This window comes from Psychrobacillus sp. OK032 (assembly GCF_900111345.1).
GTDB lineage: Bacteria > Bacillota > Bacilli > Bacillales_A > Planococcaceae > Psychrobacillus.
On sequence record NZ_FOGY01000008.1, the window covers coordinates 159,093 to 172,250 of the forward strand.

Annotated in this window: 13 protein-coding genes; 1 reads left to right on the forward strand and 12 read right to left on the reverse strand. The window is 33.8% G+C overall.

From position 1 onward, the window contains the following. Positions 1-4 precede the first annotated feature (4 nt). Positions 5-904 carry a hydroxymethylglutaryl-CoA lyase gene (locus BMZ04_RS15980; RefSeq protein WP_093273455.1) on the reverse strand — a complete coding sequence of 300 codons (900 nt, stop codon included), beginning with the start codon at positions 902-904 and terminating at the stop codon, positions 5-7. Between the two features lie 24 nt (positions 905-928). Then, complete coding sequence (locus tag BMZ04_RS15985) at positions 929-1,594, reverse strand: GntR family transcriptional regulator (protein ID WP_093273458.1); 666 nt, start codon at positions 1,592-1,594, stop codon at positions 929-931. Positions 1,595-2,280: 686 nt separating this feature from the next. On the opposite strand from BMZ04_RS15985, the gene BMZ04_RS15990 reads away from it, so the two are divergent. After that, positions 2,281-3,150: a polysaccharide deacetylase family protein gene (locus BMZ04_RS15990; RefSeq protein ID WP_093273464.1), complete on the forward strand. Its 870-nt coding sequence runs from the start codon at positions 2,281-2,283 to the stop codon at positions 3,148-3,150. 416 nt (positions 3,151-3,566) lie between these two features. Here the strand turns inward: BMZ04_RS15990 and BMZ04_RS23180 are convergent, their stop codons facing one another. From BMZ04_RS23180 to BMZ04_RS16040, 10 genes are all read right to left on the reverse strand, one after another. Further along, the gene (locus BMZ04_RS23180; RefSeq protein WP_369802678.1) at positions 3,567-3,734 is read right to left on the reverse strand and encodes a DDE-type integrase/transposase/recombinase; all 168 of its coding nucleotides are present in this window, start codon (positions 3,732-3,734) and stop codon (positions 3,567-3,569) included. Next, entirely contained in the window at positions 3,718-4,017 is a 300-nt protein-coding gene (locus tag BMZ04_RS16000) for a hypothetical protein (RefSeq protein ID WP_093273469.1), read from the reverse strand. The genes BMZ04_RS23180 and BMZ04_RS16000 overlap by 17 nt, the downstream gene beginning before the upstream one ends. Before the next feature lie 566 nt (positions 4,018-4,583). Continuing rightward, positions 4,584-5,519, reverse strand: a complete 936-nt coding sequence (locus BMZ04_RS16005) for a beta-keto acid cleavage family enzyme (RefSeq protein ID WP_093273474.1) — start codon at positions 5,517-5,519, stop codon at positions 4,584-4,586. A 235-nt stretch (positions 5,520-5,754) separates the two neighbouring features. Beyond that, the gene (locus BMZ04_RS16010; RefSeq protein WP_093273478.1) at positions 5,755-6,543 is read right to left on the reverse strand and encodes an enoyl-CoA hydratase/isomerase family protein; all 789 of its coding nucleotides are present in this window, start codon (positions 6,541-6,543) and stop codon (positions 5,755-5,757) included. 181 nt (positions 6,544-6,724) lie between these two features. Further along, positions 6,725-7,633, reverse strand: a complete 909-nt coding sequence (locus tag BMZ04_RS16015) for a VOC family protein (RefSeq protein WP_093273483.1) — start codon at positions 7,631-7,633, stop codon at positions 6,725-6,727. A gap of 174 nt (positions 7,634-7,807) precedes the next feature. Then, positions 7,808-8,782 carry a fumarylacetoacetate hydrolase family protein gene (locus BMZ04_RS16020; RefSeq protein ID WP_093273487.1) on the reverse strand — a complete coding sequence of 325 codons (975 nt, stop codon included), beginning with the start codon at positions 8,780-8,782 and terminating at the stop codon, positions 7,808-7,810. A 172-nt stretch (positions 8,783-8,954) separates the two neighbouring features. Further along, on the reverse strand, positions 8,955-10,562 hold the full coding sequence (locus BMZ04_RS16025; RefSeq protein ID WP_093273492.1) for a bifunctional 3-(3-hydroxy-phenyl)propionate/3-hydroxycinnamic acid hydroxylase MhpA: 1,608 nt from the start codon (positions 10,560-10,562) through the stop codon (positions 8,955-8,957). Between the two features lie 78 nt (positions 10,563-10,640). After that, positions 10,641-10,934: a Dabb family protein gene (locus BMZ04_RS16030; RefSeq protein WP_177184474.1), complete on the reverse strand. Its 294-nt coding sequence runs from the start codon at positions 10,932-10,934 to the stop codon at positions 10,641-10,643. Positions 10,935-11,322: 388 nt separating this feature from the next. Further along, a complete protein-coding gene (locus BMZ04_RS16035) occupies positions 11,323-12,069 on the reverse strand; it encodes a FadR/GntR family transcriptional regulator (RefSeq protein ID WP_093273501.1) in 747 nt (248 codons plus the stop codon). A 52-nt stretch (positions 12,070-12,121) separates the two neighbouring features. Next, entirely contained in the window at positions 12,122-13,048 is a 927-nt protein-coding gene (locus BMZ04_RS16040; protein ID WP_177184475.1) for a LysR family transcriptional regulator, read from the reverse strand. Positions 13,049-13,158 lie beyond the last annotated feature (110 nt).

Consider the following 13,158-nt stretch of genomic DNA (forward strand, 5'->3'; position numbering starts at 1 on the left):
GTTATTAACTATTTGATTTTGCTACTCGCCAAATCTTGCTATCTAAGTCTCTATTAAGAAAACTATGCAAAATCTTGGATGTATTAGCTAAATTATCTGTATTAATGCCAGTTTCTATGTTCATTTCATGAAGTAAAGAGACTAAATCCTCTGTAGATATATTTCCTGTAGCTCCAGGTGCATATGGACATCCGCCAAGCCCTCCAATACTACTGTCATAGGAATAAACCCCAGCTTGGATCCCAGCAAGAACGTTTGATAAGCCTCTGCCATAAGTATCATGAAAATGTAACTCAAATTCTATATCTTTAAATTCTTCTAACAGTGCTGACATCCATTCGTAAACTTGTACTGGATTAGCTATGCCGATCGTATCGCAAAATCCAATCCTTTGGAAACCTATTTTAACTAACTGTTCTGTAATTTCCCTTATCCTATTGAATCCTGGGTTTCCTTCAAAGGGACAGCCAAAAACGGTTGAAACAGAAGCCCTATATTGTAATCCGTCCTTTTTTGCTTCTTCAACCAAAGTAGCAATCTCTTTAATAGAATCAAACGTGGTGCGATTAAGATTTTTCTTGCTATGGGAGTCAGTTGCTGAAAGAACAAAAGTAATACCGTCAACTCCACTTTTAACCGCCCTATTGTAACCCCTTTCATTGGGGACTAGCGCAAAAAAAGTAGCAGGCAAGTCACGAATCCCTTCCATCACTTCTTCAGCATCTGCTAAATTAGGAATCCATTGTGGATGAACAAATGAAGTAGCTTCTATTTCTTTGAATCCGCTTTCAACTAAGTGTTTAATTAGAGCGATTTTATGTTTTGTAGCTAAAAAAAGCTTTTCATTCTGCAACCCATCTCGAGGGCCTATTTCAATAATTTTTATTTCGTTTGGTAGTTTCATATAAAAACATCTCCTTTTTAATTATTAATTATCAAGATAACTATTCTCTAATCCCTCCAGAAAGGTTTGAAGATCGTCTAAAATGTGTTTTCTCATCATCGATTCAGCAAGATCATTTTTTTTATTTTTAACTGCTTCAAGAATTTCCTTATGTTCTTCTAAGAATGTACCTCTAAAACCTACTGAACTTGTTAATATTCTATATCGGAGAATTTGAGTTTTTATACTTTCCATCATTTGAATTAGAGGGATATTATTGCTTAATTCAACAAATTGCTCATGAAAAAATGTATTTTTTTCCACTGTCTTTTCCATATCACCTTTTGAATAATAATGTTCGGCTAAAAAAATACTTTCTTCAATCAAATCCATACTTTCTTTATCAATATGTTCCACGGCTTGAGAAATGGCTAAACCTTCCAGCGCCGCTCTGCATTCATAAAGGTTTATAATTGTCTTTTTACTTAATTTTGTTACCTGGGCACCTCGTGACGGAGGCATAATAACTAAATTTTCTCTTTCCAACCTACGTAGAGCATCCCTTATTGGAGTTCGGCTTGTGTTTAGGACCTTTGACAAGTTCGTTTCAATTATCTTTTCACCTGGTTTTAACTTTCCCATAATAATCATTTCTTTAAGGGATTGAAAAACCTGTTCATTTAAGTTTTCTTTTATACTTATTAGTGCCAATTATATTTACTCCTTTCTTTAAAGCTATTAATATTTTTCCATCAGACAATTTTATAAACATTCACAAAATTCTAAATTGTATTTATTATCTGTTTTGTACACAATAACTCAAACTGAATTTTCTGTCAAGTGGTGTATACTTTATTTAATAATGGAAGGATGATGAAATACCGTTTTATTTGAAGAGGTGGTTGTTATTTTCATAGTGTTTTCAAAAAAGTGATGCCAAAATGATATTTGTTCTAGAGATAGAAGGTCTTGGAAAATTGAAGGAACCTGGAATTTCTATGCTGCATTTCCATTCTCAAAAGAAAAAGGCCTTCACTAAGTTTAGTAACTTAATGAAAGACCTTCTCCAATAAGCTGACTGATTAAACATGAACATGATTAACCAACAACACTTATAAATTACTATATCTCCCTTTAGATAGACGACTTACATCATGCCGCCCATCTTTGAGGGATCTTATATCAGAACATACAATAGCAAAAGTGCGATATTACAAACTTTTTCCTATCTTCTTATTCCATGAAATTCAATGAATAGCAAAAATAAGTTAGCAAAAAATTACGCCTATTATTTTTCAGGAAAAATGGAAACTATTTTCCTTCTTTTTAAAAGTAACAATCGTGATAATAAATAATCCCTGTTTAAACGGGTATTAATATAAAAAGGAGATGAATGGATGAAAGATCGAATATTCAAGTGGTTGTTGGTTGCCGGTTTTTTATTTTGTTTTCATATAACAGATATCATGACTGGTTATGCGAATGAGGAACCCTTGGTAAATGTATCGCGGCAATGGTGGAAAGAGGATATACGAGATAATCCGAAAGAAGATTTTCCTGACCTTAAAGGAGGATCTGAAAATCCCGAGCGGGAACGTCAGCAGCCTGTTGACCTGAGAATTTTACAACAACGGTATTCAGATATATTTTTCTTACAAGGTCCTACTGATCAAAAACGAGTTGCTTTAACTTTTGATGATGGTCCTGACCCACGTTTTACAAATGGTGTATTAGATGTATTAAACCAGTACAATGTACCAGCAACATTCTTCATCTTAGGTTCAAAAGCCGTTGCTAATCCTGAAATTGTAAAGCAAGTTCAAAACGGGGGTCATGTAATCGGAAACCATACGTACTCCCATCCTAACCTTGTCGAAGAATCCGACCTCAAAACCCTAGAGCGGGAAGTAACTAAAACGGAAGATGCTCTTAACGACATTATTGGTTACCGGACAAAATTATTTAGACCACCATATGGCTTCTTATACAATGAATTAGTCGAAAAGCTTGGCAAAATGAACTATTACGTGATTGCCTGGTCAGTTGATTCGTTGGATTGGCAGGAAGACCCGCCGGAAGTTATTGCTTCGAATGTATTAGACAACATTCATCCAGGCGCGATTATTCTCATGCATGATGGGGCAGAACCGGGTCGAGATCGAACCAATACAATCAAATCGCTTCACCAAATTATCCCGGCACTGCAAAAGCAAGGCTACGAGTTTGTCACGGTTCCAGAATTGTTGAAGATTCCGTTTAAGAAATAGAATCTATCTCTTCTATTTCTTTTTATTACTGGTTTTATTAAATTCCCAATCCAAAAACTGGTCTACCTTCTATCTAAAAATGCACCCTATATATAAAAATGAAATTAAGGGTTTATACACAGAAATCGCCGATAGGATGGGATGTACCAACAAACGGTGTACAATTATGTCCGAGCCTATTGAACTTATGTATTAAAAGGCTAGTTCCCTTAAAGACATGCGGTTAGTCGCCTATAACAGGGAAAGTGAACCTACCCCTGTGTCCCCCTTTATATACTCAACGCCTTATATCTTATAGACATACTTTGCGTGATGCCTCTTTAAAGAGCGACGATACTGTTTCATTTGATAATGCCAGCCTTGATCGGAATGCATGAGTAGCTCGTCTTCCTCAGATAGACGTTCAAATGCCTTCTCTAAAATTCTGATACAAGTGAATAGGTAGGTCTAGAGCCGATTGTATAGTTAACGATTTCACCATTAAATAAATCCAACACAGGCGATAGATAAAGCTTTTCTCCGAATAATTTAAACTCGGTAATATCCGCAACCCATTTTTCATTCGGTTTACGGTTGGGATCCATTACACCACCAACTTTTATGTATAATAAAAAGCCACGACCATTTTAGACATGACTTAAAAATTTCGAATTTAGTTACCATTCCCATATTAACTAATCTACAATACACCACTTTTCCCCAGTAATTCTTCTGTAAATCTACTACTAATACAGTTTTCTTTTGAATCATTTCCCTAACTTCATATAAAGCTTCATTGATATCTTTAGCAGTTACAGTAAATTCATCGCTTGGGTATTCTGTTTGATACAGATTGTCGAAGAATACATTACTTATTATACATTTCAATCGAATGATTAGATTTTATTGTTAATCCTACTACAATCCATGTATCATTCCTCCTATGATAGCTCCTACAAATGCTATAATAGCTGCAATAATTTCAATTTTCCATTCATAGAATTCTATTAATATCCATCCTGAAATTAATATAACTAGTAAAGTGTCCAGGCCAAAATAAACATATGCCATCAAACAACAATTACAATCAAGAATTAATCCATCTGTCCCTTTTGTATCAATTTTTCAGCACAGATAAAGGGGATGAAATAGAAAGTGATTCCCCTTCTCTATGCCTTCGAGTGCACGGTATGATCCCGTCGTTTCCTTTTTACCATATTCATTAATCCAAGCTTACAGCATACTCCCTAACACATTTTTAAACCATACAACATAATGGAAATATTTTGGATTTAATAGCGATCATTCATTAACTGCTCGATCAATTGGTACCCCCATTAAGACTTTCTTTATAGGTACTTCAAGTTTCTTACACACCTTTATTTCCATTAATCGGAACGAACCGTGACAATAATTTTTATGGGAGCTCAAAACATTTAAGGTGAATCACATTCTTATCTAGTAAATACTGATTGTTTAAGTCCTAATGTTTCTCTTGCTTCATCAGGTGTCATTGGTTCGTAATCGAATTCTTTCATGATACGGACCATTTTTTCTACTAACTCAGCATTGTTTTTCGCTTTGACACCTTTACTCAAGTATAAGTTATCTTCCATACCTACACGCACATGTCCACCTAAAAATAAGTTTTGTGTGCAGATTGGGAATTCTTGTCTTCCTGCACCGAAGGCGGACCATTCATAGCCATTTTCACCGAATAGACGGTCAGCTGTTTGTTTCATATTCATTAGTTCGTATTCATTAGCAGCAATCGCACCATTAATACCCATGACAAATTGGATGAACGGTTTCCCTTCAAGCCATCCTTTTTGTTGCATAAATTTTACATTGTATAGGTGACCTACATCATAGCATTCCAATTCAGGTTTTGTGCCATTATCCCTAAAGATTTTCAACATACCCTCGATATCTTCGAAATTGTTGGTGAAAACTTGCCCTTTCGTATTTTCAAGGTATTCTTTTTCCCAATCAAATTTAAATTCTTTATAACGCTCACCTAGAGGGAATAGACCCCAGTTAATCGATCCACAATTCATAGAAGCAAGTTCAGGTTTAAATTCAGGAATTACAGCACCTCTTTGTTCAATTGTCATTCCCAATCCGCCGCCAGTTGTTATACAGATGATGACATCTTTATTGACTGCTCTAATTTTATCAATAATTTTTCTATATAAGTTTAAGTCGGATGATGGTTGACCAGTTTCAGGATTTCTTGCATGGATATGCACACTAGCAGCACCAGCATTAGCAGCATCAATTGCATTTTGGGCGATTTCATCAGGTGTTATCGGTAAATACTCTGACATTGTAGGAACATGGATAGACCCTGTAATAGAAGCACTAATTATTCTTTTAGATTTCTTTATCATTATTATTCCCCCTAGTAAAATAAGATAATTAAATATCTGCCGATTAAATCGACCATATTTGTAATTTGCAAGATTTATGTCGTATTTCTCAATTTCTATTATATTTCTTTTTTTGTTTTTATATAGACGCTATGCATCGCTAATAGGGACACTATTTTAGAGCGGAGTTTAGAGCCCATTCGTTAGTTGGACTCCAACGCCTGAAAATGAAATAAAAAACAAGGAAACCAGTTTATTATTGTTTAAAATATTCAGCTTCGCGTTTTTCTAGAAAGGCGGAAATTCCTTCTTTACCCTCTGTGCTACTCGCTCTCTCAGCAAGTAGTAAAGACTCCTTACTCATTTGGGACTCTAGTGTTTCTTGTAGGGAATGATAAAACAACTTTTTGGTTGCTCCAAATGCATTCATTGGTCCATGTGCTAGAGATGTAGCTAATTCAAGAACAGTTGCCATTAACTCATCTTCAGAAACCACATGATTAATGATTCCCCAATCACTTGCCTCTTTCGCATCTAATAGTCTATTAGTATACATTAGCTCAAGTGCACGTTTCATCCCGACTAGACGTGGTAAAAAGTAACTTCCTGAACCATCTGGTGTTAAACCAATTTTATTATAAGCCATTACAAACTTCGAATTTTCAGAAGCATAAGCAAGGTCGCAAGCGCATACTAGACTCATTCCTGCACCTGCGGCTACTCCATTTATAGCTCCAATAAACGGTTTATTCATTCTTACAAAGTTTGAAATTGCTTGATGTAAATAAGATGTCACATTTTTCAGGTGTGAGCTGATTTCATCACCTGCATCGGCAAAGCTCTTTAAATCTCCACCCACAAAAAACTTATTTCCTGCCCCCGTAATAACTACCGCTCTTATCTCGTCACTTTCGGAACAAGTAATAGAGACCTCCATCAATTCCTTTGCCATTTGTAGATCTAATGCATTACCTTTATTCAGGCGATTTAAAGTAACAACTCCAACATTATTTTCTATATTTAAAAGTACACTTTTATTTTCCATGAATATTCTCCCTAATAAAATATTTATTTTTGCCCCTTTTAAGAGTAAAAAAAGAAGGGAGCGAAAAAGCCAGTTATCTATGACTCTAATGTCCCTTTAGTTCTTACATATTTCTTTTATATACTCACACTTTATTAACGTCATATTCCAAAGATAGTAGAACATATGTATTCTATTCTACTCATCTGATTGTTAGTTCTTCTTCTTTCATAACAATTTCAATTAAATCTTGCTCGAAGTTTGTACCCCAATAACTCAACTCTTCCCACACTTTTGGTCTTTGAGGTAAACTTTCATGCCATGGACGTGGATCCATATAATCCAGTTCAGGTATATACACGTCTAAATCGGAAAATAGTTCAATGTAATGTTGATCTGGATCATGATGGTATGATGCGATATTATGGCCAGCAGTGTGACGGGACGGCCCCCATAAGACTGGAATCTTATTTTTTGCAAGCTTATCAGAGCTATCCTTTTGGTGTTCAAAACTTCTAAGTTCAAATGCAATATGATGCATGATTGGACGTTTAGATTGAAGAATATTTAAAGTATGATGATCTGAGTTACAGGTTAAGAAAGTTGCAATATCCCCAATTTTATCTGTTTCCCAAAACCCTAACACTTGCTTATAAAAGTCCACGGTTTTTTTAGCATCTTTTACTCCGATTGCAATATGTCCAAGTTTATTTGGAACAATTCCAGATTCTTTATATCCTGGTGAAGGTGTTTCAATCTTTTTATAAAGATTCAATATTGTCCCCCCAGGCTCTTGAAGCTCCAATAATTGTGAAATGCCTGGTTCTGAATCTGTTTTCAATTCAGAAATAATGCCGTGCTCTTTTAATTGTTTACCCACTTCTTTTAGAGATAGTTCTCCGCCAACCTGCCATCCGATTTTGCTAAGATGACTACTATCAGAAGGTGTTACTACAATATTATGGTGATCAACTCCACTGGAAATATAGGATTTTCCATTATCCGCTTGTTCAATTAAAGTAAAACCCATGACTTCTGTATAATAATTTGTAAGCGCTTTTATATCTTTTGTACAAAATTCTGCGTAACCCAGTTTAAAAACATTCACCATGTTAAAATTCCTCCTTTTCTAAGTTCCATCATTTTAAATAATTCGAATAATACAACTATACTATAAACTAATTTTTATTTTAATAGGTCACTATTCTTGTTGAAATTTTTTCTTTAGTTTTTCAATAAGAATAGTGACTTTTTATCTCTTTTTATAATTAGTGACACATACTAATTAGGCATTAACAGGAATAGCATGGACCACTTTGTTTTCTAAAGAACCAAGATTAATTCTTCCATCAGCACTTTTTATTTCACAATGCACGACATCATTTTCTTTTAAATATAAATTACTCTCAGACTGGCTACTCAATATAAGTTTCATCTTCTCTTCTCCCGACACAACCGGGTTCATCAACTCAGCTGTTACTTCCGCTGATAATCTTAATGCAACTCCCCCAGTTGTACCTGTAAGAAGTAAATCCCCCGGCGAGAAATTCATTAGTTCTGAAAGCTCCGTTAGTGTTTCATCTGGTTTAAATAAAATATCTTTTGTATTTGTTGATTGTCTCAATTCATCATTAACCCATAATTTTAATTCTAAATCATTGATTAATGGGATATCTTCTTTCTCTAGCAAATAGAGGTATGGACCAACTGGACAAAATGTTCGGTAACTTTTTCCTTTGTACCATTGGGACTGAGACAATTGCACATCTCTTGCAGATACATCATTTGCTATAACAAGCCCTGCAACATATTCATGAAGATTTTCTTCAGTAATTACTTGTGATTCTGAAATTTCTTTTCCGATTACTAGACCTAATTCAATTTCATAATCTAATAATTTTACATGTTCCGGGCAAATAATCGGATCCTTTGCACCACTTAAAGAACTATCAGCTTTTGTGAAAATCATATTAAATGGCGGTCTCTTTGCTTCCAAGCCACTCTCTGCTCTATGGCTTCCATAGTTTGCGCCTTGGCAAACGATTCGTGCCGGTTGTGTAACGGGACTAAGAAATTCTATTTCATTTAATGATAAATGTCCCTTTTGATGATCTACCAAACGTTTAATATTATCGATTCCTTCTTCTAATAGAGATGATAATGTTTCAAAGTCTTTTCCAATAGTCAGTACTGAGTCACCTTTGACTACTCCCCATTTTTTATTACTCTGGTGTAAAAAGTGAACGATTTGAATACCCATATTTATTTCTCCTCTCAATTGTAAGTCTATATCTTAAATAATTTCTTTGATTAATAAATAATTAAATATTATTTATTAATTACATGATATACATAAAATTATTATAAATCAACTAAATTACGAAACTATTCTAAAAATTCATATAACCGTGTTATGTTCTTTAATTCGTGTTTTATCCGATAAGTGTTTCAGATAATTTTAAGTGTAGTTGTGATAATAAGTCATCTACTATTCCAGGAAGTTCTTCCATAGTTGGTACGCCAGCAAAATTATAAAAATCTGGGCGAACAATTACCGCTTCCAAACCTCTTTCATTAAAATACTCAGCGTACTTGCCATTCAAATCATATACAGTATCCTTATTATCTTCGTTACTTATATGAACAATTTTAGCGCCAATTTGTTCAAGTAAAAAAATCTGATTATTTGTTAGTACATTTCGAGGATCTGCTTTTGTACTAATAATTGTCCAACCTTGCCCAATGATGTCATCAAACCGTCCTGTTTCACCTTGATAACTCACAAAATCTTGTAGTGATAACTCGCCAGTTGGAGATAATATGTCTCCATTTTGATTTTTGTGTAATATTCCGTTTGTTAAAATCGGCATTTCTGGGAATGGAGGAAGACTTCCTGAAAAGAATGCTTGATCACGTTTCTCTGCTTCTTTTTCATCTGGAATACAGATAATTTTTCCGAGGTCAATCGCCATCTGAATAAGCTTCTTACAATGATCATAACGCTCTGCTTGATATGTATCAAAAAGAGATTCCTCTGCTTTGTTACGAAGTACAAGATCTAATTTCCATGCTAGGTTTTTTGCGTCACGAATACCTGAACACATGCCTTGTCCCATAAAAGGAGGCGTTAAATGTGCAGCATCCCCAATAAGGAAAACGCGGTTATTATGCCACTTTTCAGCAATATTTGAATTAAATCGATAGACTACTTTCCGAATAATCGTTCCTTCTTCAGGTAAAATCCATTCCTTTAACAGTTCTTGAATTTTTTCTGTATTTAACATATCCTCTTTTTTCTCACCAGGTAATAACATAAATTCAAATCGAATATGCTCAGTACCCAAGCGACTTACCACAGTAGTTGGTCTGGCTGGATCACAAACTTGATATCCTTCTGGTAGGTGATATAAATGCTGCGGGTCATTTGGACGAATATCAAGGACAAGAAAGTCAGCTTCAAACCCTAAATCCTCTGTTTTTATTTCAAGTTTATTTCTTGTAAAACTGTTAGCCCCATCAGCACCAATCACATAAAGTGCCCGTACTGTCCTAGTCTCATTCGTTGGCACCCATTTACCAGGTTCAGGTATTTCGCCCTTTCTAAAAGTGACTTCTACATAATCCTCATGCTCTTTTAACTCTTCAGCCTGCCATCCTAGATTAATCTCAACATTAGAATTAGATCGTGCAGCTTCATCAAGTGCTTTTTCAATCTCAGGCTGGAACATAAGATACCCGTTTTCCCATCCAGATGTTGCTGTTCCTCCATAAGGAACCTTTAGTAAAATATCTCTTTTTGCATTCACCCAATGATAATTAATAAACGGAACAATTTTTTCTTCAATTTTATCGGTACAGCCAATACTTTGTAAAACACGCATAATCTCATGGTCAAATGAAGCAGCTCTTGGAAGACTAAATGTTGATGGCCAACGTTCGAAAACTGCAACACTTTGTCCTGTTTTCCCAAGTAATGCAGCCATTGTTTGTCCTACAGGTCCATATCCAATTTGTACAACATCATAAATTTCCTTATTCATTATTATTCCCCCTATGATTTAATTTCTCTTAATAATAAGTTAATTGGCAACGCTTACAAACTAATGTGAACTATTATCTTAAATTAAAAAATCTACTGTAATAGTTTCAATAAGTCCAACCTTTTTTGAATAACTCACCACTTCTTGATGAGCTGGGTGCAATATAAAGTCTTCTAAATATTTTCTATCTTCAAATCTCGCAGTAACTCCTATTTCAAAACCTTGACTTCTGTCTGAAAAATTAAATCCAACTTGAAAATCAATGATATTCGAAATTTGCCCACTCAAGTTCTTCAGTTTTTGAATGATTAAATCTTTTTGATCTTTCGATGTCGATGAATTAAATTTTAATATAGCAATATGTTCAATCATATAAATCCCCCTTACCATATTAATAGAAAATCCTTTTACATAAGTTTATTTCTCACTTCCTTTCAGAATAATTATTAAATATAAATAAATAATATTATATTACTTTAAAAAGGTCAAATTAATTTCAGAAAAATCCCATTTATCAAACTTCATTCAAGAGAAGAATATTCATTTACCGTGAATGAAATCCGCAGCTTTAATAAAAAAGCAAAATACTGCTATTTAGGAATTCAAAGAAGAGGCATTCCTTATTTGTTTTTAGGTTAATCTGTTGCATTGACCGTTCTGTTCTCGAAAAACCTATAGAATCTAAAAAAAGGCTGCATCACGACAAAGAATTCAGTCGTAAAGCATCCTATTTTAGGTGTGTTTTGTATTTTTAATTTCGCTAAAAGTTCATTTTAATTTCATTTTTAATTTTTTCTTTACCCTTTTCAAGAATCTTGTTTACATTCAATATTAAATCATACATAGTTTGACGTGCTTCTATACTGTTACGTTTACAAATAGCCAGATAGACATTTTTATGTAGAATTAATGCTTGCTCTTTTGATATAGACGAATCTTTTTCATCATTACTATAACCTTTGATTGTTTCCTGTCGACTTTGAAGAAGTGCATTTCTTAGTAAATTCCCAAGGTTTATAAGTAACTCATTATGAGAGGCAGCCATAATACTTTGATGAAAATTGTAATCTGCTATAGCCCATTCACTTTCACTTCTATTTACTGCTGAACTTTCAAGTTTTTGAAAAGAGTCAGTAATATTCTTAATATCTTCCTGAGTTGCATTTTTTGCGGCAAGTTCCGAAGAAGTTGGTTCAATAGCAAGACGCATTTCGGTTAATTGTTGCAAAAAGTTATAATCAGGAGTATCCTCACAAGCCCAACTAAGTACTTCTGGATCCCACCATTGCCACTCATTCCGAGCACAGACTACTGTTCCTTTTTTGGGAATAGAAACTACTAGTTTACGTGAGGATAATCCCTTTAGTGCTTCTCGTACAACAGTTCTACTAACAGCGTATTGCTCACTCATTACTTCTACTTTTGGAAGTAATGTTCCCGGCAATATTTTCCCCTGAATAATTTGCCTTCCCAATAAATGAACTAATTGTTCGTTTAAATTTAGCATCTTCCCTTCCTTCCTCCTTCATAATAAATAATATCTGATACTTAATTATATACTAATAAACATTATAACTTTTTATCGTAATTTTCATTAGTTCGTTTATAAGTAACTCTATAGCAGGATTTTCATGGTTCTTTTCCCAAGAAACTCCAACGTCGAAATTTAATAAATCATTTATAACTGAGTCACCTTTAATAGGCAATGTGATAATTTGATTATCATGATTAAAGTAATTAAATAATGAATTTGGCAAGATAGAAATCCCTTTATTCGATTTAACCATCATTAACAAATGTTCAAAATTATCAGACTCACTTATTGTAGTAGAATCTATACCACTTTCATTACATAATTTGATAATGCTGTTATGTGCATACGAAGCACTCTCCTTAGATAAAATTATAAAACTTTCTTTTTTGAGTTCTGATAGATTTACAAACCTTTTTGAATTTATTCTATGATCTTTATGGCAATAGATCACAAATGAATCACTATAAATTTTTTTGAAAGCAAGGTTTGGGTATTTTTCAATTACCATAGAAAGCGAAAAGATAATATCTAAATGACCATTAATTAAAGAATCAATTAATGGTCCTTGATAATATTGTTTAGAAAACAAATTAATATCCGGGTGTTTTTCATTAAACTTTTGTAACAAACTGGGTAAAAACTTAAATTCTGCTGGTCCTAAATAACCTAGTCTCAAAGTGTTATTATAGCTTGATCTTATGTTTTGAATCTTCTTCGTCATTTCTTCCATTTTATTTATTATTTCTACAGCGTCTTTATAGAAGGTTTGACCAACAGATGTTAATTTTACAGTTCTTTTATTCCTATCTAATAAAACGACACCCAATTCATCTTCTAAAGATGCAATTTTTTTACTCACAGCCGCTTGACTTACAAATAATTTTTTTGAAGCGCTGGTAAAGTTTAATTCGTTTGCTACTTCAACGAAGTATCTAATTTGTATTATATCCATATCTATCATCCTTTTTAAGTTTTTAGTTATTACAGATATAACAAATATGTATTTCACCAAATGATTGTTTTAACGTAATATCACTAGTAAGCGCTTGCAGTTATCGGAAA